25 protein-coding genes are annotated in these 26,343 nt (G+C 43.7%); 11 read left to right on the top strand and 14 right to left on the bottom strand.

What is annotated here, in order from left to right; translation table 11 throughout:
- Positions 1-46 precede the first annotated feature (46 nt).
- From BTO10_RS10100 to lipA, 4 genes are all read left to right on the top strand, one after another.
- A complete protein-coding gene (locus BTO10_RS10100; protein ID WP_081090352.1) occupies positions 47-1,228 on the top strand; it encodes a serine hydrolase in 1,182 nt (393 codons plus the stop codon).
- Positions 1,229-1,459: 231 nt separating this feature from the next.
- On the top strand, positions 1,460-1,738 hold the full coding sequence (ybeD, locus tag BTO10_RS10095) for a DUF493 family protein YbeD (protein WP_026084358.1): 279 nt from the start codon (positions 1,460-1,462) through the stop codon (positions 1,736-1,738).
- A gap of 195 nt (positions 1,739-1,933) precedes the next feature.
- Complete coding sequence (gene lipB / locus BTO10_RS10090; RefSeq protein ID WP_105024453.1) at positions 1,934-2,593, top strand: lipoyl(octanoyl) transferase LipB; 660 nt, start codon at positions 1,934-1,936, stop codon at positions 2,591-2,593.
- Between the two features lie 4 nt (positions 2,594-2,597).
- Positions 2,598-3,563 carry a lipoyl synthase gene (lipA, locus tag BTO10_RS10085; protein ID WP_004737631.1) on the top strand — a complete coding sequence of 322 codons (966 nt, stop codon included), beginning with the start codon at positions 2,598-2,600 and terminating at the stop codon, positions 3,561-3,563.
- Between the two features lie 169 nt (positions 3,564-3,732).
- On the opposite strand, the gene BTO10_RS10080 is transcribed toward lipA, so the two are convergent.
- The 3 genes from BTO10_RS10080 to BTO10_RS10070 form a co-directional block, all read right to left on the bottom strand.
- Positions 3,733-5,094 carry a sodium-dependent transporter gene (locus BTO10_RS10080; protein ID WP_105024452.1) on the bottom strand — a complete coding sequence of 454 codons (1,362 nt, stop codon included), beginning with the start codon at positions 5,092-5,094 and terminating at the stop codon, positions 3,733-3,735.
- Between the two features lie 277 nt (positions 5,095-5,371).
- Positions 5,372-6,148, bottom strand: coding sequence for a YggN family protein (locus tag BTO10_RS10075; RefSeq protein WP_105024451.1), 777 nt, complete (start codon positions 6,146-6,148; stop codon positions 5,372-5,374).
- An 88-nt stretch (positions 6,149-6,236) separates the two neighbouring features.
- Complete coding sequence (locus BTO10_RS10070; RefSeq protein ID WP_105024450.1) at positions 6,237-6,710, bottom strand: GreA/GreB family elongation factor; 474 nt, start codon at positions 6,708-6,710, stop codon at positions 6,237-6,239.
- A gap of 145 nt (positions 6,711-6,855) precedes the next feature.
- On the opposite strand from BTO10_RS10070, the gene BTO10_RS10065 reads away from it, so the two are divergent.
- Positions 6,856-8,790 (top strand): RecQ family ATP-dependent DNA helicase, encoded by a 1,935-nt coding sequence (locus BTO10_RS10065; RefSeq protein WP_105024449.1) that lies wholly within the window; start codon positions 6,856-6,858, stop codon positions 8,788-8,790.
- A gap of 74 nt (positions 8,791-8,864) precedes the next feature.
- Here BTO10_RS10065 and dinB read toward each other — a convergent pair whose 3' ends face one another.
- Entirely contained in the window at positions 8,865-9,941 is a 1,077-nt protein-coding gene (dinB, locus tag BTO10_RS10060) for a DNA polymerase IV (protein WP_105024448.1), read from the bottom strand.
- 163 nt (positions 9,942-10,104) lie between these two features.
- Between dinB and BTO10_RS10055 the strand changes: the two genes are divergently transcribed.
- Complete coding sequence (locus tag BTO10_RS10055; protein ID WP_004737625.1) at positions 10,105-11,349, top strand: diguanylate cyclase; 1,245 nt, start codon at positions 10,105-10,107, stop codon at positions 11,347-11,349.
- Positions 11,350-11,485: 136 nt separating this feature from the next.
- Here the strand turns inward: BTO10_RS10055 and nqrM are convergent, their stop codons facing one another.
- The 9 genes from nqrM to bolA form a co-directional block, all read right to left on the bottom strand.
- Positions 11,486-11,740, bottom strand: coding sequence for a (Na+)-NQR maturation NqrM (gene nqrM, locus BTO10_RS10050; protein ID WP_004737624.1), 255 nt, complete (start codon positions 11,738-11,740; stop codon positions 11,486-11,488).
- A gap of 16 nt (positions 11,741-11,756) precedes the next feature.
- Positions 11,757-12,761, bottom strand: coding sequence for an FAD:protein FMN transferase (locus tag BTO10_RS10045; protein WP_004737623.1), 1,005 nt, complete (start codon positions 12,759-12,761; stop codon positions 11,757-11,759).
- A 174-nt stretch (positions 12,762-12,935) separates the two neighbouring features.
- Positions 12,936-14,162, bottom strand: coding sequence for an NADH:ubiquinone reductase (Na(+)-transporting) subunit F (gene nqrF, locus BTO10_RS10040; RefSeq protein ID WP_004737622.1), 1,227 nt, complete (start codon positions 14,160-14,162; stop codon positions 12,936-12,938).
- Positions 14,163-14,191: 29 nt separating this feature from the next.
- Positions 14,192-14,788 (bottom strand): NADH:ubiquinone reductase (Na(+)-transporting) subunit E, encoded by a 597-nt coding sequence (gene nqrE, locus BTO10_RS10035; protein WP_004737621.1) that lies wholly within the window; start codon positions 14,786-14,788, stop codon positions 14,192-14,194.
- A 7-nt stretch (positions 14,789-14,795) separates the two neighbouring features.
- Positions 14,796-15,428 (bottom strand): NADH:ubiquinone reductase (Na(+)-transporting) subunit D, encoded by a 633-nt coding sequence (locus tag BTO10_RS10030; RefSeq protein ID WP_004737620.1) that lies wholly within the window; start codon positions 15,426-15,428, stop codon positions 14,796-14,798.
- Positions 15,428-16,195, bottom strand: a complete 768-nt coding sequence (locus BTO10_RS10025; RefSeq protein ID WP_004737619.1) for a Na(+)-translocating NADH-quinone reductase subunit C — start codon at positions 16,193-16,195, stop codon at positions 15,428-15,430. The genes BTO10_RS10030 and BTO10_RS10025 overlap by 1 nt, the downstream gene beginning before the upstream one ends.
- Positions 16,185-17,429, bottom strand: coding sequence for an NADH:ubiquinone reductase (Na(+)-transporting) subunit B (locus BTO10_RS10020; protein ID WP_004737618.1), 1,245 nt, complete (start codon positions 17,427-17,429; stop codon positions 16,185-16,187). The genes BTO10_RS10025 and BTO10_RS10020 overlap by 11 nt, the downstream gene beginning before the upstream one ends.
- A gap of 5 nt (positions 17,430-17,434) precedes the next feature.
- Positions 17,435-18,775, bottom strand: a complete 1,341-nt coding sequence (locus tag BTO10_RS10015) for a Na(+)-translocating NADH-quinone reductase subunit A (RefSeq protein ID WP_105024447.1) — start codon at positions 18,773-18,775, stop codon at positions 17,435-17,437.
- Between the two features lie 522 nt (positions 18,776-19,297).
- Positions 19,298-19,606 (bottom strand): transcriptional regulator BolA, encoded by a 309-nt coding sequence (gene bolA, locus BTO10_RS10010; protein ID WP_105024446.1) that lies wholly within the window; start codon positions 19,604-19,606, stop codon positions 19,298-19,300.
- Between the two features lie 174 nt (positions 19,607-19,780).
- On the opposite strand from bolA, the gene BTO10_RS10005 reads away from it, so the two are divergent.
- The 4 genes from BTO10_RS10005 (at position 19,781) to BTO10_RS09990 (ending at position 23,529) form a co-directional block, all read left to right on the top strand.
- Entirely contained in the window at positions 19,781-20,932 is a 1,152-nt protein-coding gene (locus tag BTO10_RS10005; RefSeq protein ID WP_105024445.1) for a methyltransferase, read from the top strand.
- 67 nt (positions 20,933-20,999) lie between these two features.
- A complete protein-coding gene (locus tag BTO10_RS10000; RefSeq protein ID WP_004737614.1) occupies positions 21,000-21,569 on the top strand; it encodes a YajG family lipoprotein in 570 nt (189 codons plus the stop codon).
- The gene (locus BTO10_RS09995) at positions 21,569-22,117 is read left to right on the top strand and encodes a peptidylprolyl isomerase (RefSeq protein WP_105024444.1); all 549 of its coding nucleotides are present in this window, start codon (positions 21,569-21,571) and stop codon (positions 22,115-22,117) included. Before BTO10_RS10000 ends, BTO10_RS09995 begins: the two co-directional genes overlap by 1 nt.
- Positions 22,118-22,170: 53 nt before the next feature.
- Entirely contained in the window at positions 22,171-23,529 is a 1,359-nt protein-coding gene (locus BTO10_RS09990; RefSeq protein WP_105024443.1) for an AmpG family muropeptide MFS transporter, read from the top strand.
- 77 nt (positions 23,530-23,606) lie between these two features.
- On the opposite strand, the gene BTO10_RS09985 is transcribed toward BTO10_RS09990, so the two are convergent.
- The gene (locus BTO10_RS09985) at positions 23,607-24,953 is read right to left on the bottom strand and encodes a DUF4397 domain-containing protein (protein ID WP_105024442.1); all 1,347 of its coding nucleotides are present in this window, start codon (positions 24,951-24,953) and stop codon (positions 23,607-23,609) included.
- Between the two features lie 587 nt (positions 24,954-25,540).
- Between BTO10_RS09985 and BTO10_RS09980 the strand changes: the two genes are divergently transcribed.
- On the top strand, positions 25,541-26,341 hold the full coding sequence (locus tag BTO10_RS09980) for a nucleoside-specific channel-forming Tsx family protein (protein ID WP_004737610.1): 801 nt from the start codon (positions 25,541-25,543) through the stop codon (positions 26,339-26,341).
- Positions 26,342-26,343: the final 2 nt, after the last annotated feature.

Genomic DNA, 26,343 nt, shown 5'->3' with positions numbered 1-26,343 from the left:
TGATTCTGGTAAGATATGAATAGTTCACCAAATAATTGCATTCAAAATGATTAAATCTAATAAACTTGTTAAAACGATTTTTGCTACTTCTGTTGCGCTTTCAGCAACAATAGCTACATCGTCATTCGCTGCTCCAATTGTTGTTCCTGATGCACCACAAATCGCCGCTAAAGGTTTTGTTCTGATGGATTACCATTCAGGCAAAGTACTAGCAGAGAAAGAGATGAATACTCAACTTTCTCCAGCAAGTTTAACCAAGATGATGACGAGCTACGTAATCGGTCAAGAACTTGAGCGTGGTAACATCAACCTAAACGACGATGTTGTAATCAGTGAAAATGCTTGGGCTAAAAACTTCCCAGACTCATCTAAAATGTTCGTAGAAGTTGGCACAACGGTTAAAGTTGAAGAACTGAACCGCGGTATCATCATTCAATCAGGTAACGATGCTTGTGTTGCAATGGCTGAGCACATTGCTGGCTCAGAAGACGCATTCGTTGACCTAATGAACGCATGGGCAAGCTCTATCGGCATGAAAGACACGCACTTTGCTAACGTGCATGGTCTAGACAACCCGAACCTATACTCAACGCCTTACGATATGGCACTGCTTGGTCAGGCGCTAATTCGTGACGTTCCTGATGAGTACCGTATCTACTCACAGAAAAAATTCACATACAACGGCATCACCCAATACAACCGTAATGGTCTGTTGTGGGATAAAAGCATGAACGTTGATGGCATTAAAACAGGCCACACAAGCAATGCAGGTTACAGCCTAGTAAGCTCAGCAACAGAAGGCAAAATGCGCCTAGTTGCGGTTGTGATGGGTACTAAGAATGCAAACGCTCGTAAAACAGAAAGCAAAAAGCTGCTTAGCTACGGCTTCCGCTTCTTCGAAACAGTGGCACCACACACTGCTGGTGAAACTTTCGTAGAAGAGAAAATCTGGATGGGTAGCAAAGACACGGTAGCGCTAGGTGTTGATGAAGATACCTTCGTAACTCTGCCTCGCGGCCAAGCGAAAGATCTAAAAGCAAGCTTTGTACTTGAGAAAGAGCTAGAAGCGCCAATCAGCAAAGGTGATGTTGTTGGTAAACTTTTCTACCAAGTTGATGGTGAAGACGTTGCGGAATACCCACTACTAGCACTTGAAGACGTAGAGCAAGGCAGCCTATTTAGCCGCCTATGGGATTACCTAGTACTGCTATTCAAAGGCTTATTCTAAGTAAGTCCAAGGTTTTGTCTAAACAAAACCTTGGCTTGTAGGAAAGCTAACCTAATGAGTAAGTTCATTATTTACTCTTTAGTGAAACAAAAGCCGCCATGTGCGGCTTTTGTTGATCTTGAGTTCAGTGATATTTACACGTAATATTCCGCCTTATTACTCGAGTCTACTGACCGAACACGCTTTTTATCGACTTCCGCCAATTTGCGAGAGTCTAGCCTTTTGGAGCTAATCATGAACATCAATTCTGATGCAAAACTAAAAGACCTCTTAGAGTTCCCTTGTTCATTCACTTACAAAGTAATGGGCCACGCTAAGCCAGAACTGACTGAACTAGTGCTAGAAGTGATCCAGCGTCATGCTCCTGGTGACTACAGCCCAACACTAAAACCAAGTGCAAAGGGTAACTACCACTCTGTTTCTATCAACATCACTGCGACTTCAATTGAGCAGGTGGAAACGCTATACAAAGAACTAGGCGAGATCGAAATCGTTCGTATGGTTCTATAATCCTCGATTACGCATGAAAAACAGCGGCTTATTGCCGCTGTTTTTGTTTATAGCCCCCTACTGCGGTCAAATTCATTCAACTTAATTTTAAATAAATACAAAGAAAGTTGAAAAACCTTGCAGTCCATCTGTAGTTAGAATCATGTTTCGCGTTTATAATGCGTTCACTTTATTAATCCTTGAGGGAGTGCCGCTTTGCAAAATAAGCTAATCGTAAAAAAATTAGGCCGTCAGGATTACGAACCTGTATGGAAAGCCATGCATAAGTTCACAGACGAACGCACAGAAGAAGACGCAGACCAAGTATGGTTGGTTGAACACAACCCTGTCTTCACTCAAGGACAAGCAGGCAAAGCTGAGCATGTATTAAATGCTGGCGATATCCCTGTTATACAAAGCGATCGCGGTGGCCAGGTGACTTACCACGGCCCAGGTCAGTTAGTGGCTTACTTTCTGATTAACATCCGCCGCAAGAAGTTTGGAGTGCGTGATTTGGTTACTCATATCGAGAACCTCGTAATCAACACTCTGAAAGCTTACAATATAGATTCAGCTGCCCGACCTGACGCTCCTGGTGTTTATGTCGATGGCAAGAAAATCTGTTCACTCGGACTACGAATTCGACGTGGCTGCTCATTCCATGGACTAGCACTGAACGTTGATATGGACCTGTCCCCATTCCTACGCATTAACCCATGTGGTTACCAAGGTATGGAGATGGCACAGGTAAGCCAGCTAGGCGGACCAAGTGAATTAGAGAACGTTGAGCAACAGTTAATACAAGAGCTCGTAGAGCTGCTCGGCTATGACCAAGTAGACATTCAAGCCACCAGTAACATTACAGCAGAAGCATAAAATCATGAGCAAACCAATCCAAATGGAAAAAGGCGTTAAATATCGTGACGCTGACAAAATGGCATTAATTCCCGTAAAGAATATGCCTGCTGAACAGAAAGAAGTACTACGTAAGCCAGAATGGATGAAGATTAAACTTCCTTCAGACAGCCACCGTATCCAAGAAATCAAATCAGCAATGCGCAAAAACAACCTGCACTCAGTTTGTGAAGAAGCGTCTTGCCCTAACCTAGCCGAGTGTTTCAACCACGGTACGGCAACGTTTATGATTCTTGGCGCTATCTGTACTCGTCGCTGCCCGTTCTGTGATGTTGCCCATGGTCGCCCTGTTGCTCCTGAAGCAGAAGAGCCGAAAAAGCTGGCTAAGACAATTCAAGACATGAAACTGAAGTATGTTGTAATCACTTCAGTAGACCGTGATGACTTGCGCGACGGTGGTGCGAAGCACTTTGCAGACTGTAACCGTGAGATCCGCGAGCTAAACCCAAATATTCGTATCGAAACACTGGTTCCAGACTTCCGCGGCCGTATGGACGTTGCACTTGAGCTACTGAAAGACAATCCGCCAGATGTTTTCAACCATAACCTAGAGACTGCGCCACGCCTATACCGTAAAGCGCGTCCAGGTGCGAACTACAAGTGGTCTCTTGATCTACTGAAGAAGTTCAAAGAGCAACACCCAGACATCCCAACAAAGTCTGGCGTTATGATGGGCCTTGGTGAAACCAAAGAAGAGATCATTCAAGTATTGAAAGACCTTCGTGAGCACGGTGTAACTATGCTGACTCTTGGTCAATACCTAGCACCAAGCCGTCACCACTTACCAGTAGAACGCTACGTGCCGCCTTCAGAGTTCGACGAGCTAAAAGAGATTGCTCTAGAGCTAGGCTTCACTCACGCAGCATGTGGTCCGTTTGTACGTTCTTCTTACCATGCAGACTTGCAAGCACAAGGTATGGAAATTAAGTAACCTTGATTGCTTAAACCAAGATTGAAAAGGCGCTGAACTATCGGTTCAGCGCCTTTTTCTTATCAACAAACCGTCACGTTACCATTCAGATACAACAAAGCCGCTCAATGAGAGCGGCTTTTTTAAATTCAAATGTCTAGACGATAGACAAGCAAACAATAATGGCTAATTAGCCGAAAGAAGCCCAGATAACCGTTGCCACTAAGATTGGGCACACGAACTTCACATACATCGGCCAAACCTTACCAAACCAGCCAAGTTGAAAGTCCGGGCAACCTTGCTCAAGCTCTTTCACTTTTGAATCTCGGCTCCACACCCATCCACCAAACAGACAGAACATCAATGCAGCAATTGGCTGCAGGTACTGTGTCGCTATCATCGCAACCATGCCAAACATCGCAGCAAAGTTGTAAACAATCACCACACTAAACAGCGCAATAGCACCACCAATCACCCAACTTGTTGACGTACGTTTAGTATTGAGGCGCTCACTCACTAGCGCTACCGGGCCTTCTAACATTGAGATAGAAGACGTCAACGCAGCAATGGTTAGCAACAAGAAGAAAACAATTGCGAAGATCTGACCAAGCACACCTAAGCTATCAAACATCAAAGGTAGAACCGTGAACACCAGTGTGTCAGAGCTCAATAGTGAACCATCTTCCGCATAGATTTGAACGCCTTTTTGCATCGCAACAAACATTGCTGGCATTACCACTAAGCCGGCGATAAAAGCCACTGCGGTATCAACAAGTGTCACGTTCATTGCCATTTTTGGCAGATTTTCTTTCTTACTTAAGTAAGATCCATAAACCAACATTGAACAGCCACCAATCGTTAGCGAGAAGAAGCCTTGTCCCATCGCTGCTAGAATTAGCTTTCTATCCCACACCTTTTCAAAATCAGGCACTAGGTAATGCTTCAAGCCTTCTATTGCGCCAGCTTGAGTCATGATATATACGAACAATAAACCGAACAAAACAAACAGTGCTGGCATTAAACGCGTCGACCACTTCTCGATACCTTGTTTAACACCACCCTGAACAATAAGAATGGTCAGTACGTAGAACGCTACAGTACCAAATACATTACGCTCAACGCTGAAGCCTTTGAACCAATCAGCAGCAGCCTCTAGACCAATAAGATCAGCGACAGCACCAATTAGGAAGCAGATTAACCAACCACCAACAATGCTGTAAAACGCCAGCACGGCACTTGGGACACTTAATCCAATCCAACCAACAAATTCACCGACTTTCTTGCCTAGCGGGTTACTCGTTAGTGAGCGCATGCTATCAACTGGGTTGGCTTGGCCATGACGACCAATCGCCATTTCAACCACCAGCATAGGAAACGCAACCACGAAAATCATGATTAGGTAAACCAGTAGGAAGGCGCCACCACCATTGCTCGCTACTTGAGTTGGAAAACCCCAAATGTTACCCAAGCCAACAGCAGCACCAGCCGCTGCTAAAATAAAGCCTAAACGAGAACTAAACAGCTCTCTTGAAGAGGAAGATTGTTGGTCCATATTGCTCGCACAAAGAATCATTGAACTAGTTGGGAAGTACAGTAATAAAAAGCAATGATAGACACAACCAATAAATGAACAATTCTCTGATTTTTACAATAAACCCGCTATTTAGAACCACAAAATTAACAAAATTCCAGTTCGATAATTTTTCATAAGCAGATATATAAGGATTATCAGAACACCCCATCATCAAATCGGATACTGATCGTTGGGCAAACAATACAAACAAAAAGAGCACCCATCGGTGCTCTTACTATTCATCACTAGACTCGAATTAAATCGTGAATACTTGATAATCTTTTAAATTCGGAATGATTTCATGCAGCTCTTGCTCTTGCTCTGCCATCTCATCAAGAGAATCACAGAACTCTGCACTTTCTTCTTCCATCTGTTTAGCGTGCTGCTTCATTCGCTCTTCAACTTTCAGCTTGAGTTCAGCCATGCTGTCTGTCAATTCCGTCAGGTTGAGCCCACCTTCTTGCTTCATCTTTTCTGACATGGCATTAAAGGCACTAGAGATAAACTCTTGGTTAAAGATCTCTTTAGCCTTTTCGAAATCTTCAGACCAACCATTGGCCATCGACTCAAAGCTGTCTGCAGGCAAAACCAGTTCACCGTCTTTGTAGTAACGGGCTTCTAGATCTGCGAAAAACGTTTTCATCGACTCTTTTACGTTATCAAACGATTCTGGAGAGTCCAAGCTGACAGCAATATCGTCAATCACATCATTGGCTAATGCGAGACTTTCGCTCGCCATCTGCTTAGCTCGCGGTATGTACTCACTCATACTCTCGCGATATTTTTCAATCGCCGCTTGTTGGTCAGCATCAAGCTCAACTTTCTCGCCATGGATATAGAGATCGTTGTTGTCATCGAATACGGCGGTATCACCATTTACCTGATGAATTTCGACTTTTTGGTCATCGATTCGCAACTCATTCTTCAAATCAACTCGACATTGAGCTGCAAATGTTGGCAGGCTCACAACAGAGATCGCCGCTGTTAACGATGCAATTAATACACTGTTTTTCATAAATACATTGCTTTTCATAACATCCTCTCATCAATCTGCCAGATTACTATACCCCGAGTTTATGCTTCTTTGTCAGGGCAAGGTTTTATATCAATTCACTCAGAGCTCAACCAATAGAAACCACTTCATAACAAAACGGTTTATCAGCGACGCTAAACTCAATCTCGTCGCCGACTTCTTTCCCCATAAGAGCCCGACCAAACGGCGCATTCGACGTCACTATAGATACCTCATTACCGTTCCAGGTAACAGAAAGCCCACCGACTCTTGGCCCCATGAAAAAATGCTTATATTGATCGTGCTCGTCAATCACCACAACGTAGCTACTCACTGTTACCTTCTCACTGTCACGTAAAACTAGGTTTCGGTAACACTGAATATCCTCTTCGCACTCTTGCACCCTAACCGCTTGTCCGTGAGCAAGGTACGAGGCTTCTAACGCCAACGTATCGTACTTGTGTTCAGGTACCGTCTCTTCATCAGTCGCAGCATCAATGGCGCGCTGTGTAGCGGACTGCGCGATACGTAATCGGGATTCAAGTTGCTCTAGGATTATTTGGCGGAGCTCGGACTTATTCATACTATTGGGGTGCTTTTCTATAGGAGCTACAGAATAGAATTAGGTACAATCAGGTGCAAGAGATTTGATACCTCAAGTGACGCTATCATCAATCAGTGCTCGCTTTAGCATCAAGACAACACTTATTAATTCAGGTAGAACACAAATGATTGAGCAGAAGCTAAAACAAGTATTCGGATTCGATTCACTGAGAAACGGACAGAAGCAAGTCATTGATAATGTTCTATCTGGTCACTCGACAGCTGCGATATTCCCGACAGGTTCGGGCAAATCACTCTGTTATCAGCTACCTGCTTTAGAGTTGCCCCACCTAACCTTAGTGATATCGCCACTGCTCGCTTTGATGAAAGACCAACTCGCTTTCCTACACAGCAAAGGCATCAGCGCGGCTGCAATCGAATCAAGCCAAGACAGACAAACCACCCAGCAAGTAATGCAATCCGTACGCAACGGAGACACAAAGATCCTGATGATCTCAGTCGAGCGACTGAAAAACGAACGCTTTCGCCAGTTTATTTCCCAAGTGTCTATCTCGTTACTTGTGGTCGACGAAGCGCACTGTATCTCGGAATGGGGCCACAACTTCAGACCAGACTACCTCAAGCTGCCTCAATATCAAAAACAGCTCAATATTCCACAGGTACTGCTGCTCACGGCGACAGCTACCACATCTGTTATTCAAGATATGAAGTCGAAATTCGATATCGATAAAGATCGTGTTGTGGTCACTGGCTTCTATCGTCAAAACCTCGACCTATCTATTCAGCCATCCGAACAAGCTAACAAGTTAGAAAGCTTGTGTAATGTGGTCAACCAAGCGGCGCAAGCACCCACCATTGTCTATGTTACCCTGCAGCAAACGGCAGAAATGGTTGCTCAACAGCTCCGTAATGCCGGGGTTAACGCTGTGGCGTATCACGCCGGTCTTAAACCAGAAAACAGAGACGCCATTCAACAGCAATTCATGAATGATGATGTGCACTGTATTGTGGCGACAATTGCATTTGGTATGGGCGTAGACAAATCAAATATCCGCCGAGTGATTCATTTTGACTTACCAAAATCGATAGAGAACTACTCACAAGAGATAGGAAGAGCTGGCCGTGATGGACAAGCTTCTGAGTGTATTTTACTGGCTAACAAACACGGCTTGAGCATGCTTGAGAACTTCGTGTTTGGCGATACACCGGACAACATGTCCATCCAAGCAGTATTGAGAGAGATCTACGAAAACCAAAATATTGGGCCGTCTGGCGCTAATCAATGGGAAATCATGCTTAACCAACTTTCGCGTGAATCTAACATTCGTCAGCTGCCGCTTAAAACACTACTGGTTTACCTTGAAATTGAAGGCGTGATTGAGCCGAAGTACAGCTACTTTGCGGATTACAAATTTAAGTTCATTCGCCCTAAGCAGCAGATAACCGAGCAATTCCAAGGCGAACGTCGTAACTTTGTTGAAGCGATCTTCCAATGTTCACCGCAAGCGAGAGTTTGGTGCCAGGTCGACTTCGAAGCACTTTGGACTCACTTCCAAGCTGACCGTCAACGGGTAATTGCTGCTATCGATTACTTTAATGAGCAGGGCTGGATTGAACTCGAAAGTAAACAGATCACCGATGTTTACGCAATCCACAATACTTCTGAAGAGATGATGCAGTTGTCTGAGCGACTCACCGAGTTGTTTAAAGCAAAAGAGAACAGCGAGATAAATCGTCTTAATCAAATGCTGAGCTTCTTCGAGGCTAACACCTGTTTAAGCTCGCGCCTAGCAAGCTACTTTGCAGATAACGAAGCGCCAACAGCCTGCGGTCACTGCTCCGTATGCCGCGGTCAAGTAGCAACCTTGCCAAGCGTTGATGTTGAATCAGTCGATGATGAGACTGTCATGACATGGATCCATGAGTTTATTTCTGCAAGCCAGCAACTGATTACCGACGAAGCCATCACTCGTTTTCTCTGTGGAATCACCACACCACTTTCGACCAAGCTTAAAGCAAGCAAAATGGCTGGCTACGGAAAGTTAGAGCAACAACCTTTCGCCGACACCTTAGCGCGCGTAAAACAGCTTCCAAGATAACTCTAAACGATAAAAACCGACGAGGACGCAAAGCGAAGTCGGTTTTTATGAAAAGCACTCGCCAATCTCTGTCTTTAGAAAAAGCTCAGCTGACGCATTTGGTCTTTGGGCTGCAACATCACACTCAAACCCAGTAAGCGTATCTCTCGCCCTTGCTGCCTTTTGAGTATTTCACTTAACAGCTCTTTGAAGTGCTCACGGTCTAGAGAAGCATGAATGTGCTCAATAGTAGTTTGCTGAAAATCAGCGAATTTGAGCTTAATACCCTGTTTGATGATCGCTTTGCTTGGGCTCGCCTTTTCCAATCGAGTTTCAAGTTCAGGGAACAGCTTGTCTTCTATCACTTGCCAACACTCGGCGTAAGTCGATATGTTTTGGGTAAAGGTTCTTTCAACCCCAACAGACTTTCGCTCACGCTCGACAATGACTTCTCGCTCATCGATACCATGGCTGCGCTTCCACAGCGAGGCGCCCTGGCGACCAAATTTCAGTAATAGATCGCGATAATCAGACTCTTTTATATCCTTGCAGGTAAAAAAGCCCGCTTGGTGAAGCTTTTCAATGCTCACCTTGCCAACACCGGGAATCTTTTCAAGTGGTAGCTCATCGATCACCGCTTGCACGTCTTGTGGAGGGATAACAAATTGCCCGTTGGGCTTATTCATATCCGAAGCCACTTTCGCCAAAAACTTTATCGGAGCAATACCGGCAGACGCTGTTAGATTGAGTTCATTCCAGATATCACGACGAATCGATTCAGCGATTAGAGTTGCAGATCCATGACACTGCTTTGAGTCGGTCACATCAAGAAATGCTTCATCCAACGACAACGGCTCGATCACCGAAGTGTACCGAGAAAAAATCTCACGGATCTTTTTAGATATCTCGACATAAACCGACATTCTTCCCGGAACAACTAACAAGTTAGGGCAGAGTTGTAGTGCTTTAGCTGTCGGCATGGCCGAGCGAACACCAAACTTACGCGCTTCGTAATTGCATGTGCTGAGCACACCACGCTGCTTTTCATGTCCGCCAACGGCTAACGGTCGGTTACGGTAGGCCGGGTTATCTCGCATTTCTACAGCCGCGTAAAAACAGTCCATATCGACATGGATTATTTTTCTCACTTTCTCTTGGTCCGCACTACACATCAACCAGTAACTCAACCTCGAAACTGTATATAAAAACAGTATACTCAATGATTACTCGATTTTAAATAGCCTCCAACCCAACTAACCATGATAATTTTCAATAATTATCCGTATTCTGATATTATTATTAATGATAAATATAGTGTACAAGTAGGAATCAATTTTGAAAGAAAAGATACTGGTAGTAGAGGATAGTCGAACATTCAGAAACTACTTGTACCAACAGTTGAATAATGCAGGCTACGATGTTGAAACTGCTCAATCTGTCGCAGAAGCTAAAATTATTTTAGAACGAGAAACAAACTTTTTATGCACTGTCTTGGATTACTGTTTACCTGATGGTCAAGACGGCGAAATTATCGATGTTGTACTCAGCTATCAACAGAAGATTATTGTACTCACACGCATATTCAATAATACACTTAGGGAAGCTGTTCTAGCAAAGGGGGTTATAGACTACATCCTAAAAGACAACTTTTCCCCTGTTAGTTATTTACTTCCATTAATTAAACGGATTTCAAATAATCGAAACCACAAAGCTCTGGTTGTGGATGATTCTACAGTCGTACGGCGATATATCGTTCAACTCCTTGAACACCAATATATTCAAACAATAGAAGCGGAAGATGGTGCCCACGCATTAAGGGTTCTCAATAAAAATAACGATATTACTTTTATTGTTACTGATCATGATATGCCAAACAAAGATGGTATTTCAATGACTCACGAAATCCGTAAGAACCATGATCGTAACCAACTCGCAATTCTCGGGCTTTCTGGAAGTGACGATCGCACCTTAACAGCTCGATTTCTCAAGGCTGGTGCCAATGACTTTCTTTACAAACCTTTCAATCAAGAAGAGTTTTTCTGCCGTATCCACCAAATCCTTGATATGAAAGAGGCTACTAATGAACTACTTCGCCATGCTAACGAGGATCCTCTCACAGGACTATGGAACCGCCGCTACATGTTCAGCCAACTCCCTACAATACCCTCAAAAAGAAGTATTGCAATGATGGATATTGATCTCTTTAAAAACGTAAATGACACTTATGGGCATGATGCAGGTGACGCTGTATTGATTGAGGTTGGAAGAATAATTAAGAATTTTTTTACAAACGATCTCACCGTTCGTTTTGGTGGCGAGGAGTTTTGTATTTTAACAAGTGGACCATTCGTACAATTTGTAGAAGCATTAGAATCAATGAGAAGTGCTATTGAAGACTATGAGATTTGTCATAATTCAAACAAAATCAAAGTGAGCGTAAGTATTGGAGCGACTGATCTTCAGGCCCCTTTAGATAAGCAGATCAAAGCAGCAGATAAGTTACTTTATACCGCGAAACAACAAGGTAAAAACCAAGTCATCTTCGCACGTAACAATTTTCAACTAGATAACGAAAAATAGATTAATTTCCAACAGATAAACTTAAAAAAGATTTATTTAATATTGAATTTTTAACAAACGATCTCCCCAAATAAATTTACTATTCAATAGCTTAATCTTTATTTGGGGAATATAAATATTTAATCGTCCATAGAAACTAAGCAATACGATCTTTATTCCAAGCTGCTTCTTTTTGCTGACGCTCAGCCAGTTTCTCTTCGCGGTACGCTTCACGAGCTTCACGCTTTTTACGCGCATCACACGGTTCTGGGCAGTTACATACTTTATCAATACCAACAGCACCTAAGCCACCACAGCTACCTTTAACTACTTTCTTTTGAATGATGTAGCCAATCGACATTGCTGTAATCACAGCTAGAAAAACACCAAATGTAATCAGAAATGTATTCATAATTTTCTCGCTTACCTTATTTACCTAAGTATGGCTTAAATGCTTCAGAAGCAACTTCTTTAAAGCCATCTGCTGTTTTTACCACCATGAACACTGGGATGTTATGTTGGTTTGCGACTTCCATTCCTTTCTCTTCACCTAAGACCATAAGGCCTGTAGATAAGCCGTCTGCAGTCATTGAAGACGAGTTTAAAACTGTTACAGAAACCACTTTATGGTGAAGAGGCTTTCCTGTTTCTGGGTTGATGATGTGTGAGTAACGAACACCATCACGTTCAAAATAGTTACGGTAATCACCAGAGGTTGCGATAGCCATGTCACCCGGCTCGATGATCTCTTGGATATTACGCTCATCAACACTTGGTTTCTCGATTGCGATGCGCCAGCCTACATTCTCACGGTTTAAACCTTTCAGGCGAATTTCACCGCCAACTTCAACCATATAGTTATGGATGCCAATAGAATCTAGGTAATCTGCGACCACATCAACGCCCCAGCCTTTCGCAATGGTTGATAGATCGACATACAAATTAGGCAGGTCTTTCTTCAGCATGTTGCCTTCAACACTAAGATGATGAATACCAATCTTAGCCTTGCGAGCCGCCAGCTCTTCGTCAGATGGCACAACTTCTGGGCGAGCTTCAGGACCAAAGCCCCATAAGTTAACTAATGGACCAACTGTTACATCCAGTGCTCCTTCAGTAAGACCGTTCAAACGAATCGCTTCTTTCACGACCGTCGCTGTTTGCTCGGACACTTCGAATGCGTCAGCACCTTTGTATTGGTTGAAGCGGCTCAACTCTGAATCTTCACGGTATGTCGACATCTGGTCATTTACTTCTTCAAGTAGACGGTCGATCTCAGTATGAACTTCATTAGACTCAGGAAATTCATCACCATTGATGTATTTAATATTGTAACTCGTGCCCATCGTTGGACCACTCAAATGCACTTGCTCTCTTGACTGCTCACAGCCCGCAAGAAAAATCAAAGAAGTTAATGCAACAAGCCAAATTCTCACTTGCTTACTCCTGTCTAATGTTGAGGATTTATATAAGGAAAAATAAGAGTAAAAAATAGGTATTTTGAATGCCTTACTCTTTCTTATATAAGCCAGTATATTGTCAAAAGCTGTCTTAGAAAAACAAATGGCTGACTCGTAGGAGTCAGCCATAATATCAATCACTTAAGTGGATTAACCACCGAAGTCATCTAGTAGGATGTTTTCATCTTCTACACCAAGATCTTTCAGCATGCCGATAACAGCAGCGTTCATCATCGGTGGACCACACATGTAGTACTCACAATCTTCAGGAGCTTCGTGATCCTTCAGGTAGTTTTCGTACAGTACGTTGTGGATGAAACCAGTGTAACCATCCCAATTATCTTCTGGCATTGGATCAGACAGAGCACAGTGCCAAACGAAGTTATCGTTTTCAGCTTGTAGACCGTCGAAGTCTTCTACGTAGAACATCTCACGCTTAGAACGTGCGCCGTACCAGAAAGACATCTTACGAGTTGAGTTAAGACGCTTAAGCTGATCGAAGATGTGTGAGCGCATTGGAGCCATACCCGCACCACCACCAACGAATACCATTTCGTTGTCTGTATCTTTAGCGAAGAACTCACCAAATGGACCAGAGATAGTACACTTGTCGCCTTCTTTAAGAGACCAGATGAACGATGACATTTGACCAGGTGCAACATCTGGATTATTAGGCGGCGGCGTAGCGATACGCACGTTCAGCATAATAATACCATGTTCTTCTGGGTAGTTAGCCATTGAGTATGCACGGATGATATCTTCATCAACCTTAGACTCGTAGCGGAACAGGTTAAACTTGTCCCAGTCTTCGCGGTACTCTTCTGGTACATCGAAATCAGAGTATTTGATGTGGTGAGCTGGTGCTTCAATCTGGATGTAACCACCAGCACGGAAAGGTACTGATTCGCCATCAGGGATTTGCAGCTTAAGCTCTTTGATGAAGGTTGCTTTGTTATCGTTAGAGATAACTTCACATTCCCATTTCTTCACACCGAAGATCTCTTCAGGAAGTTCGATATCCATGTCAGTTTTCATTGCAACTTGACATGCAAGACGCTCACCTTCGCGCGCTTCACCTTTAGTAATGTGGTCAAGCTCAGTTGGAAGGATGTCGCCACCGCCTGACTTAATTTTTACGCGACACTGACCACAAGAGCCACCGCCACCACAAGCAGAAGATACGAATACGCCAGCGCCAGCTAGAGCACCAAGCAATTTACCGCCCGGCTGCGTCGTGATAGCTAGAGATGGATCATCGTTTACAGCGATTGTGATGTCACCTGTAGGTACAAGCTTAGATTTAGCGAAAAGAATCACTAATACTAAAGCCAGTACAATAATGGTAAACATCGCTACGCCAAGAATAATACTAAACATTTGTTATTCCTTATTACTGGGTGCTTACCCTACAGTTGAACACCAGAGAAAGACATAAAGCCTAACGCCATCAGACCAACAGTAATGAACGTGATACCAAGGCCACGCAGACCTGGAGGTACGTCAGAGTACTTCATCTTCTCACGGATACCCGCAAGAGCAACGATAGCTAACATCCAACCCACACCAGAGCCGAAGCCGTAAACAACAGATTCAGCAAAGTTGTAGTCACGAGTTACCATGAAAGATACACCACCAAAGATTGCACAGTTAACTGTGATCAGTGGAAGGAAGATACCTAGTGCGTTGTACAAAGGTGGGAAGAAACGGTCAAGAACCATCTCTAGGATTTGTACAAGTGCCGCGATAACACCGATAAATGCGATGAAGTTAAGGAAACTTAAATCGACACCTTCAACAAGCGCGTTTTCTTTCAGGATGTTTGTGTAAACAAGGTTGTTTACAGGAACAGCGATTGTAAGTACTACAACTACCGCAACACCAAGACCAAAAGACGTTTTCACTTTCTTAGATACAGCTAGGAATGTACACATACCCAAGAAGAAAGAAAGTGCCATGTTTTCGATGAAAATCGATTTAACTAGTAGGCTAATATAATGTTCCATGACTACCTTACCCTTTCGCTTCTACTTGCTCAGGCTTGAACGTACGAATCGCCCAAATCAAGAAACCAATTAGGAAGAATGCAGAAGGTGCTAGAAGCATCAAGCCGTTTGGCTGATACCAACCACCGTTGCTCACTAGAGGTAGTACTTCCATACCAAATAGTTTGCCAGAGCCTAGAAGCTCACGGAAGAAACCAACAGTGATAAGAACGAAACCGTAACCAAGACCGTTACCAATACCGTCGATAAAAGACGGGATTGGCGCAGACTTCATTGCGAATGCTTCAGCGCGACCCATAACAATACAGTTAGTGATGATTAGGCCGACGAATACAGATAACTGCTTAGAGATATCATACAAGTATGCTTTTAGCACTTGGTCTACCACGATTACCAATGATGCGATAATGGCCATCTGAACGATGATACGCACACTGTTAGGAATGTGGTTACGGATTAGAGAAACGAAGAAGTTAGACAGAGCAGTAACAAACATTACCGCGATAGTCATAACAAATGCTGTTTCTAGCTTAGTGGTTACCGCAAGAGCAGAACACACACCAAGAACCTGTAACGCGATTGGGTTGTTATCCAATACTGGCGCTAAAATGCTCTTTTTAATTTCTTTTGCACTAGACATTAGTTCAGACCTCCGTCACGAACTTTTGCTAGGAACGGACCAAAGCCCATATCACCTAACCAGAAGTCAAATGTATGTTGAACGCCAACACTGGTCAGTGTTGCACCAGAAAGGCCATCAACACCGTGCTCAGTACCTTCAGGAGCACCACCTTTAACTACCTTGATAGCTGGCTTGTGGTTTTCGTCGAATAATTTCTTACCAACGAATTGAGCACGCCAAGTTGGGTTCTCAACTTCACCACCAAGTCCAGGAGTTTCACCTTGCTCGTAGTAAGTGATACCAGAAACTGTGTTGCCATCAGTTTCTACCGCAACGAATGCGTACATCATTGACCATAGGCCGTTACCATGAACAGGGATGATAACTTTAGTAGTTTCAACACCGTCTTTCACTAGGTAAACAGTACCTGTGTTAGCACGACGAAGGATCTTAGCGATGTCATCTTCAGCTGAAAGCTTGATTGACTGAGCCGGATCTTTAGCCGCTTTACGTTGGTCGTATGCAGAAGCATCACCGTCAACGAAATCACCAGTAGCGAAATCAACTAGACGAGGTTCGATGTTCTCTGCGTAAAGTGCTGGGATGTCACCTTCAAGGTCAACACCCGCAACTTCTAGGATCTTAGTTTGCTGATCCAGAACCGCGTTATTTTGTTGCTTTGGTTTAAGAACGACTGCAGCTGTTGAAACGATGATTGAGCACACTAGGCTCAATGCGATAACAACAAACAGCGTCTTTTTAATGCTATCGTTATTACTTGCCATAGCGAGCTAGTCTCCGCTTAATGTTCTTCTCGATTACAACGTGGTCAAACAGGGGAGCAAATAGGTTTGCGAATAGAATCGCAAGCATCATGCCTTCTGGGTATGCCGGGTTAACAACACGGATCATTACACACATTGCGCCGATTAGGATGCCGTACCACCATTTAGCTTTGTTAGTAAATGATGCTGATACTGGGTCTGTTGCCATGAAGAACATACCAAATGCGAAGCCACCTAGAACTAGGTGCCAGTGCCAAGGCATGCTGAACATTGCATTGGTGTCAGAACCGATCACGTTAAACAGCGTAGACACAGCGATCATACCGATCATTACACCAGCAATGATGCGCCATGAAGCGATACGCATGTAAACGATCATCGCTGCACCAATCATAAGTGCTAGAGTCGATACTTCACCGATAGAACCTGGGATGTTACCAATGAACGCATCCATCCACGTGATTGCTTCACCAGATACTGTGTTCACTAGCGCGCTACCGCCGCCTTGAGCCCATTGGCTAAGCGCAGTTGCACCAGAGAAACCATCTGCTGCAGTCCAAACTACGTCACCTGAAATCTGTGCAGGGTATGCAAAGAATAGGAACGCACGGCCAGCAAGCGCAGGGTTTAGGAAGTTACGACCTGTACCACCAAAGATCTCTTTAGCAACAACAACACCGAAGGTAATACCTAAAGCTGCTTGCCATAGAGGAAGTGTTGGCGGAACGATAAGCGCGAAAAGAATAGAAGTTACAAAGAAACCTTCGTTAACTTCGTGCTTACGCACCATACAGAACAGAACTTCCCAGAAACCACCAACGATAAATACCGTTGCGTAGATAGGTAGGAAGTAAGTCGCACCAAGTAGCATCTTACTGCCAACACCTGCATCGGCTCCTAAGGAGGCGCCAAGCATTTGAGTTAGCCAGTAGTGCCAGTTACCATCAATTACAGATGCTAGTTCAGCGCCTGCGTACATGTGGTTAAGTGCAGCGATAGCTTGGCCACCCGCGTTGTACATACCCCAGAACATAGCTGGGAATACCGCGAACCAAACCATGATCATGATACGTTTTAAGTCAACGCTATCACGAACGTGTGAGCTTTTCTTTGTGATAAGACCTGGCGTGTAGAACACTGTAGCCGCTGCTTCGTAAAGCGCGAACCACTTCTCGTGTTTACCACCTGGCTCAAAATGATGCTCGATGTCTTCAAGAAACTTTTTAAGGCCCATGAAAATTACCCTTCCTTCTCAATCGTATCTAGGCATTCACGAAGTAGTTGACCGTACTCGTACTTACCTGGACATACAAAGGTACACAATGCCAAATCTTCTTCATCTAGCTCTAGCGCACCTAGTGCTTGTGCACTATCAACGTCGCCTGCACATAGATCACGAAGCAGCAATGTAGGTTCCATATCTAGAGGCATTACGCGCTCGTAGTTACCGATTGGAACCATTGAGCGATCACTACCGTTTGTAGTCGTTGTCATGTTGAACAACTGACCTTTAAACAGGTGACCAAGGAATGAACGAGTAACAGAGAACTTATTCTTACCAGGCATAGCCCAGCCGAATAGCTCTTTATCACGACCTTCACGTAGAACAGAAACTTGCTGATGGTAACGACCAAGGTAAGCATGTGGACCAGTTGCTTGTGTACCAGTTAGTACAGAACCAGAAATCACACGAACTTCGCCTGGCATTAGCTCGCTGTCTGTCAACTCTTCAAGGCTAGCACCAATTTGAGTACGAACTAGACGCGGGTTGTTAACTACTGGACCAGCCAAAGAAACAACACGATCAGTGTAAAGCTCACCAGTAAGGAAAAGCTTACCGAATGCGATAACATCTTGGTAGTTAATGCTCCACGCTACGTTTTCTGCATTTACCGGGTATAGGTAATGCATATGCGTACCTGCAAGACCTGCAGGGTGTGGGCCATCAAAAACATGTTCTTCAACGTTAGACTGAGCCGAACGAGGTAAGCTAGTACCTTTTTTACAAACGTACACTTTACCGTTAGTCAGAGTTGAAAGAATATCTAAACCAGCAACGAAAGCATCAGACTGCTCGTTAATGATTAATTCTGGCTCAGCTGCTAGCGGATTAGTATCCATAGCAGTTACGAAAATAGCCTGAGTTTCAGAATCAATTGCTGGAACCTTGCTGAACGGACGAGTTCGCAAAGCGGTCCATGAACCAGACTCAACTAACTGAGCTTTAACCGTTTTACGGTCAAGACCTGCTAGTTGGTTAGCTTCATAGCTATTGAACGTGATTTGCTCATTGCCTGCTACTTCAATCACTAGAGATTGAAGAACACGCTTAGCACCACGGTTCACTTCAATAACTTTACCGCTTGCTGGAGAAGTAAATACAACACCTGGGTTCTTTTTATCTGCAAAAAGAACTTGGCCTTTCTTCACTTCATCACCAACGCGAGCATGCATCGTAGGACGCATACCAACGTACTCTTCGCCAAGCAAGGCGACTTTAGTGATGGACTTACCATCATTAATCACCTGGGATGGAGTTCCTGCGATAGGAAGATCCAAACCCTTCTTTATTGTAATCATACGCACTTGCACTACTTTATCGGGAAAAAGATTCTTTTAATTGCGTAAATTCAGGACGTTTTAAAATCGCCCTTAGACACGACATTACAGTGTCCGGTTTTGGTAAATTTGAGATACCAAAATCGCAACATTATCTTAATAAAATTCTCACACAAATCATGTGAGATTTATCAGGTGCCGTATTCTAGCATTTTTTGGCATCTTGATGCCATGACCAATAACTTGAATAGCACGTTTATTTGGTGAGAATTGAAGCATATGGACTCTTAAATATGTATAAATTTGACGAGCCGCACAGATAAATTGGCTTTTGAAAGGTGTTTTAAACAAGAGGTTAACACTCTGTCACAAAGTAATATTTTATGAGTTATGTTGAAACACTGTTAATAAAAACACTACTCATTGTAGGTATTTTTAGACGTTTAATTTGCCATCAGTTTGAGTAATATAACGGCAAAAAACAGATGATTTGGGCGATAAAAAAGGCGGCATAGCCACCTCTTTTTATATGTATTAAATCTATTACTTGCCCCCACCCATACACATTGGGCTGTCTGGCACGTTATCTAGCTGCTTCAACCATTCATCTTTTGTATAAGTGTGAATAGATAAAGCGTGAATATTGTTCGCTAGCTCTTCTGAAAGTGCTTTATTTACCGCTCGGTGACGAGTAATAAGACGCAAGCCTTCAAACGCATCGCTCACAACAATCACCTTAAAATGACTCTCAGAACCAGCCGGAACATTGTGCATATAGCTCTCATTAACCACATTCAAGTGACTTGGTGAAAACTCATTGTGCAATTTTGTTTCGATAACTTCTTGGATCATTGTGATTCCTTAATAACGGGTTGGCATTATCTGTGGGGTGAGTATAAACCCTAACAAGGCTACTGTCTGAGTATTTAATAACGAACAGCATAGGTTTAATCGAGTTTTTCCTATCTTGTTCAGCCCGCATTTGAGACAATATCTTTGTTATTCCTCACATAAGTATCCCAAGTAATGAAAACTGAACTTACCCTTCACGATAGAACTTTGACCTTACATCGTTTCCCTAAACGTTCAAATGAAACGCTTCAAGCTTGGGATGCGGGCGACGAATACATTATTAACCATGTTGAAGAGATGAACCTTGAACCTGGCAAACACATCCTGATCTTAAACGACAGCTTTGGTGCCCTATCCGCTTGGTTCTCAAAAGATCACGATGTGACCATGATGAGCGACTCGTTTATCTCTCATCGAGGCGGCCTGAAAAACTTACAGCGTAATCAGTGCAATCGCGTCAACTTTTTAAACACCATGGATGATATCCCTCACGGTATTGATCTGGTACTGATGCAGCTACCAAAAACCAACCGCCATTTGGTGTGGCAACTGAGTCAATTGCGCCAAGCTTTGCCTGAAGGTTGCCAAGTGATTGGTGTCAACAAGGTAAAAGAGATTCACACGTCAACGCTGAATCTGTTTGAAAAGTACTTAGGTGAAACCAAAACATCACTGGCGAAGAAAAAGCACCGTTTGGTGTTCTCCTCTCCAAACTGTCAGCCTATTCACAAAGTTGAACCATTCGTTGAGTGGGACGTTGATGGTGAAGATATCCGTCTGAAAAATTTACCAAATGTTTACTCAGGGGAGGCACTCGATCAGGGCGCTCGCTATATGCTAGAGCATATCCCTCAAGATCCAGAGTTACGTCATATCATCGATCTTGGTTGTGGTAACGGTGTACTGAGTGTTAAAGCTGGTCAACTGAATCCGCAAGCTCGTATTACGTGTGTCGATGAAAGCTTTATGGCCGTAGAATCAGCGCGCCAAAACGTAAAAGATAACCTTGGGGAAGAAGGCAACTTCCAGTTCATTGCTAACAACTGTTTGGACGGTTTTAAGAAAAACAGCACATACCTAGTTTTGTGTAACCCTCCATTCCATCAACAACAAGCGATTACCGATCACATTGCATGGCAAATGTTCTGTGATGCAAAGCATGTTCTTAGCAATGGAGGTAAATTAATTGTTATTGGCAACCGACACCTCGGATACGATGTCAAACTAGCAAGATTATTTGGTGAAGCGAACGTTGAAACGCTTGAACTAAACCAAAAATTTGAGATATTACAAGCAACAAGAGAACCTGCTAATTTTAACAAATAGGCAGTAGACTGCTTTATAAGAATTTAAAATACCGAGCTTCTGGTGTGAATTTAGAAAGGATAAAGGAATGAAAAAACTGATTTTGGCTGCTTCTATCATGGCTTTGACAGCATGTTCAGCCCCTCAGCAAGAACAGATCAATGTAATGCCAGAAGCTTCACTAAGCTCAAGCAACCTAGTGCAAGGCAAAACCTACACACTAACCAGTAAAGATGTTCGCGCAGCGCAATATGTTGCACTTGTTGATAGCGGCCGAGCTAACATTCAGCCAATTCATGCTAAGCAAAACATGCGCATTTCTCTAGAAAACGCTATCGCACAACAATTTGAGTCTCAAGGCTTTCGTGCCAGCGTAAACAGCGAAAACTCTGTTGTTTTAGAGATTCAAGAAGCGCTAGTTACCGTAGAACACACCATTATGGAAAACCAAATGGACGGTAAAGTAACACTTGAAGTTACGGCTGAAACACCAGAAGGCAAACTGGTCAAGACATTCAATGGTACGGCAACTCGCACTGGTGCATTAAGCGCATCAAACGACGATATCGCAATGGTACTTAACGATGTTATCGACTTAGTGCTGAAAGAGATCGCCAATGACCAAGAACTGCAAACTTACATGAAGGAACGTTTCTAATGGGTCGTATTCTATCTTCTATCGCACTCATGTTAGTGAGCGTGAGCGTGTGGGCTGGCCCTAAAGTGAATGTGGAAACTACGCTAGGTAACTTCACAATCGAGCTAAACCAAGAGCAAGCACCAATTAGTTCTGAGAACTTTCTTAAATACGTAGCAGACGGTAGTTACGAAGGCACTATCTTCCACCGTGTTATTCCTGGTTTTATGGCGCAAGGTGGCGGCTTCAATAAAGACATGCAGCAACAAGCAACGTATGCTCCGATCAAAAATGAAGGTAGCAATGGTCTGAAAAATGACACAGCGACCATCGCAATGGCTCGTACTAACGCACCAAACTCTGCAACTCGTCAGTTCTACATTAACTATGCAGACAACGATTTCCTAAACGCGAAAGGCGGCAACCCAGGTTACGCTGTATTTGGTAAAGTAACCGAAGGCTTTGACGTAATTCAAAAGATGGCGACCATTCCAACTAAACGAATGGGTCGTATGGCAGATATCCCTGCTGATCCGATTGTCATCACGAAAGTGACCCTTCTTAAGTAATCTAAAGCAACGCCCTTATTTCTTGAGGGCGTTTTTCTATACAAGGACGACCTATGTCATTAGGCACCCCCTCTCTTTCTTGGATGCAAACTTTCCGAAGCTATCTCGATAAGCGCTTACTATGGGTATTCATGCTCGGCTGCTCAAGTGGTTTCCCATGGGTTCTTATTGGATCCAACATGTCTGGCTGGCTTAAAGACGCAGGTTTAACCCGTGCAGCTATTGGCTACTTTGGTAGTGTATTTGCCGTATACGCCATTAACTTTTTGTGGGCACCTCTGGTAGACCGAGTCAAATTACCGGTGCTACACGCGATTTTAGGGCAACGACGTAGCTGGATATTTTTCTGCCAATCTATTGTCTTAGTTAGCACCTTATTCATTGCTGGCGTCAATCCTGCTGAGAATTTGGCGTTTACCTCAATGTTAGCGCTCACTATTGCCATTGCCTCAGCCACTCAAGACATCGCGATTGATGCATTTCGTATCGATACCTTCCCGAAATCTGAAGCATCAAAACTGCCACAAGCTTCTGCAATGGCAGTAGTTGGTTGGTGGACAGGCTACTCTCTACCCGGTTATCTTGCCTTTATTAATGCAGATTCTATCGGTTGGAATGGTGTTTACTACGGTATGGCTGGGATCGTAGTCGTTCTCATGATGTTCACATTATTAGTCGGGGAGCCTAAGACCAAACGTAGTAACCTACAAGCAGAAGCGGAGATCCGTCACAACCGACTTTTAGGAAACCCCATTTTGGCCTGGCTAACGGTTACGACCGTAGAACCTTTCTTGGATTTCTTTAAACGTAATGGAGTGAGAGTCGCTCTCACTTTAATACTCTTTGTTTTTCTCTTTAAAATAGGTGAAGCTTTCTTAGGGAGAATGTCGATTACGTTTTACAAAGAGGTGGGCTTTTCCAATGAACAGATTGGCTACTACTCAAAGTTAGTGGGTTGGGGACTGACCATGTTGTTTACGCTAATTGGCAGTATGGTCAATGTAAGGTTTGGTATTGTTCGTGGGCTGATGATTGGCGGAGTCGCGATGGCATCAAGTAATTTAATGTTTGCTTGGATCGCTCATGTGGGACCGAATGAACAGTTATTTGTTGCCACTCTTATGGTTGACAACTTTACAGCTGCTTTTTCAACCGTAGCCTTCGTTTCTTTTTTGACTGTAGTAACTGGACAGGCGTTTTCAGCGACTCAATATGCTCTACTTGCCTCTTTAGGGAATTTAGGCCGCACCACTTTAGCTTCCTTCAGTGGTGAGCTGGTTGATTACCTCAATGATTGGCCAACCTTCTTTATATTGACTGCACTCATGGTGCTTCCAAGTTTGATCATGCTCTATTCGCTGCGCCACTTTTTCGCAGATTTATTAGAAAAAGCAAAAAACAACCACGAATAACAGAAAAAGAAAACAGCGTAAAAAGAGGGTAGCATCACGCTACCCTCTTTTACTTTGTTACTTTGGTTTCGTAAGCGCTAGTCTGTTGTGTCACTCACGATAAGCTTGAAGCCAGTACCGGCTGAATCATCTATCGCCACAACTTGATAAACTACACCATCAGCCAAGGTTGCTGGAGCAGAGTCAATTGCCACAACCGACGGTTGGCCCGCGACAGTAATGGTCACAAAGTAAGACCCTGCTGCAACATAGATGCCATTCGCATAATCTTTAAACTTCACATCACTCAGCGCTGGTGTACTTCCAGCAATGCCTACATTTTCTGTTAAGTAGATATCTACAGACGCCGCAATTGGATTAGCCGCAGCATGCATAATGTTGAGCACCGCGCTGGTTGCCACCGGACGACGGTTTTCGGGAACGACTAAAGGCTCCAAATTTAGCGGACTCACTGTCCCCACGGCATAAATGCTGTAATCCATCCCCGCAAATACAGCGACACCATCCGCATCAATCAATGCGTTAGTCGTCGTGCCATCAGCAAAGATATCTAAATCATAAGTACCCACAGCTAAATCTTTAAACATAGTGATGTCTTTAAACATAAGGTCAGCAAAATCAGCTGATGCTGCTGAGTTTACGAACACGTCGACTGTTGGCGCTCCATCAACTAAATGCCCTACTCTTACTTCCGCCGTCTCTGCCATGTCGTAGATTAACGAGGAGCCACTACCGTCCATAACCATTAACTTCACAGGTGAGGCGCTATTAGAATCAGCTCTCGGCACAGCGGCAATCGTCAATTCGCTACCTGCGGGTAGAGTGATCTCCCCTGAATCAAACGCGATAGCATTCCCACTAACTGTTTCCAGTCTCACACGGTATTGACCTGCTGGAATATTAAGAACATCGGTAAAGTCTTTATAGCCTAGGGTACCGAGTGGAGCACCCAATGGATCGCTCGGCCCTGTCACATACAGGTTTACATCGCCAACACCCGTGGCAGCATGAACGACTTGTACATCTAACGTTGAACTCGTTGCTGTGCCCTCAGCTGGTCGCGTCACCACTAGGGCTTCGACAGGATTGTTGGAACCATCGGCATCCCCTACCACCATAACGGTGTAGTCTAGATCCCCAGTCAAATCGAATTGGCTTTGCGGGATAACCGTTGCTACTGCGTCTCCGGGAAGTTGGACATCGACTTGAACAGATGTCTGCCCCTGATTAACCGCCGAGTAACCAGAGGCCTGCGCGTAATCAACGCTACTCCACAGAGATTGGTTGTCTATAAGTACGTTAGCTAATGGGGCATCGGGGGATGCATGAACGGCTTGGAGCTGCGTTGTAGGCTCATCGTCATCATCACACCCAACAATAAACATCGCTGACACAGCGACAGCTAATAATGGTGAATATTTCATCGGTCTTCTCTCCAAAAAGTTAGACCGGTTCGTCACACAAAAGATACGCTCAGTAAAAATCTTAAAACACACTCTCTCTGTGTTTCGTGTAGGGAACCGTCTTAAAATTCTCGGTGATCGAAACAAGTCACAAAAGCTCGAAGGTTATCGCTCGTCACACCGGTTGCTCATCAATTGATTCCACCACCACTACGAAGTTGATTAAAAATAGATCAGGAAGTGGGTTTACATGAGGAGATATTTATCCGCTTTTAGGGAGAGAATCACATAGAAAGGAATACTGTTGATTTTGATATGCATATCACTCAATTTAGTATAATCGTTTGCTTAGAGCATCAATTCACCAATTAATACACAAAATAATCAGATTTCACAAAATCAATAGAATCAGGAATGCATCAAGACGCACAACAGCCTTAAAGTTCCATCATTTAGATCATTTGTGTGATCGATCTCACCTTAATAATTGCAATTTTCACTCCTTCTCACTTTTATTTGAGAACAAAATCGCTATGATGCTCGCCATTCGGACACACAAACACGCACGGATTAGCGGGTTACTTATTTCAAACATAGAGAGTTCCATTATGCGTAAATCACTTTTAACTCTTGGCCTACTTGCAGCGACTTCTGCTCCAGTAATGGCAGCAGATTATTCTGACGGCGACATCCACAAAAACGATTACAAGTGGCTTCAATTTAACCTAATGGGTGCTTTCGATGAGCTTCCTGGCGAATCATCTCATGACTACCTAGAGATGGAATTTGGCGGTCGTTCAGGAATCTTTGATCTATACGGTTACGTTGATGTATTCAACCTAACTTCAGACAAAGGCAGCGACAAAGTTGGGGATCCTAAAATCTTCATGAAGTTTGCTCCTCGTATGTCTATTGATGGCCTAACTGGTAAAGACCTTTCTTTCGGTCCAGTACAAGAGCTATACGTTGCTACTCTTATGGAGTGGGACGGTACAGATTACAAAACTAACCCATTCTCAGTAAACAATCAGAAGATCGGTCTAGGTTCTGACGTAATGGTTCCTTGGTTTGGTAAAGTAGGCGTTAACCTTTACGGAACTTACGATGGTAACCGTAAAGATTGGAACGGCTACCAAATCTCTGCTAACTGGTTCAAGCCATTCTACTTCTTCGAGAACGGTTCATTCATCTCTTACCAAGGTTACATTGATTACCAATTCGGTATGAAAGATGAGTACGCTTCAGCTAGCAACGGCGGTGCAATGTACAACGGTATCTACTGGCACTCAGACCAATTCGCAGTTGGTTACGGTCTTAAAGGCTACAAAGACGTTTACGGTATCAAAGATAGCGATGCGCTGAAATCATCTGGTTTCGGTCACTACGTTGCAGTAACTTACAAGTTCTAATC

The sequence above is a fragment of the Vibrio chagasii genome (assembly GCF_002954585.1).
GTDB lineage: Bacteria > Pseudomonadota > Gammaproteobacteria > Enterobacterales > Vibrionaceae > Vibrio > Vibrio chagasii_A.
Note: the sequence above shows the minus strand (reverse complement) of the source record. Positions and strands in the feature narration are given on the sequence as shown.

Bases quoted from the DNA above. Each gene is read 5' to 3' on its own strand.
- BTO10_RS10100 (WP_081090352.1), top strand. From the start codon at position 47: ATGATTAAATCTAATAAACTTGTTAAAACGATTTTTGCTACTTCTGTT.
- lipA (WP_004737631.1), top strand. From the start codon at position 2,598: ATGAGCAAACCAATCCAAATGGAAAAAGGCGTTAAATATCGTGACGCT.
- BTO10_RS10080 (WP_105024452.1), bottom strand. From the start codon at position 5,094: ATGGACCAACAATCTTCCTCTTCAAGAGAGCTGTTTAGTTCTCGTTTA.
- BTO10_RS10075 (WP_105024451.1), bottom strand. From the start codon at position 6,148: ATGAAAAGCAATGTATTTATGAAAAACAGTGTATTAATTGCATCGTTA.
- BTO10_RS10070 (WP_105024450.1), bottom strand. From the start codon at position 6,710: ATGAATAAGTCCGAGCTCCGCCAAATAATCCTAGAGCAACTTGAATCC.
- BTO10_RS10065 (WP_105024449.1), top strand. From the start codon at position 6,856: ATGATTGAGCAGAAGCTAAAACAAGTATTCGGATTCGATTCACTGAGA.
- dinB (WP_105024448.1), bottom strand. From the start codon at position 9,941: ATGTGTAGTGCGGACCAAGAGAAAGTGAGAAAAATAATCCATGTCGAT.
- nqrM (WP_004737624.1), bottom strand. From the start codon at position 11,740: ATGAATACATTTCTGATTACATTTGGTGTTTTTCTAGCTGTGATTACA.
- nqrF (WP_004737622.1), bottom strand. From the start codon at position 14,162: ATGTTTAGTATTATTCTTGGCGTAGCGATGTTTACCATTATTGTACTG.
- nqrE (WP_004737621.1), bottom strand. From the start codon at position 14,788: ATGGAACATTATATTAGCCTACTAGTTAAATCGATTTTCATCGAAAAC.
- BTO10_RS10030 (WP_004737620.1), bottom strand. From the start codon at position 15,428: ATGTCTAGTGCAAAAGAAATTAAAAAGAGCATTTTAGCGCCAGTATTG.
- BTO10_RS10025 (WP_004737619.1), bottom strand. From the start codon at position 16,195: ATGGCAAGTAATAACGATAGCATTAAAAAGACGCTGTTTGTTGTTATC.
- BTO10_RS10020 (WP_004737618.1), bottom strand. From the start codon at position 17,429: ATGGGCCTTAAAAAGTTTCTTGAAGACATCGAGCATCATTTTGAGCCA.
- BTO10_RS10015 (WP_105024447.1), bottom strand. From the start codon at position 18,775: ATGATTACAATAAAGAAGGGTTTGGATCTTCCTATCGCAGGAACTCCA.
- bolA (WP_105024446.1), bottom strand. From the start codon at position 19,606: ATGATCCAAGAAGTTATCGAAACAAAATTGCACAATGAGTTTTCACCA.
- BTO10_RS10005 (WP_105024445.1), top strand. From the start codon at position 19,781: ATGAAAACTGAACTTACCCTTCACGATAGAACTTTGACCTTACATCGT.
- BTO10_RS10000 (WP_004737614.1), top strand. From the start codon at position 21,000: ATGAAAAAACTGATTTTGGCTGCTTCTATCATGGCTTTGACAGCATGT.
- BTO10_RS09995 (WP_105024444.1), top strand. From the start codon at position 21,569: ATGGGTCGTATTCTATCTTCTATCGCACTCATGTTAGTGAGCGTGAGC.
- BTO10_RS09990 (WP_105024443.1), top strand. From the start codon at position 22,171: ATGTCATTAGGCACCCCCTCTCTTTCTTGGATGCAAACTTTCCGAAGC.
- BTO10_RS09985 (WP_105024442.1), bottom strand. From the start codon at position 24,953: ATGAAATATTCACCATTATTAGCTGTCGCTGTGTCAGCGATGTTTATT.
- BTO10_RS09980 (WP_004737610.1), top strand. From the start codon at position 25,541: ATGCGTAAATCACTTTTAACTCTTGGCCTACTTGCAGCGACTTCTGCT.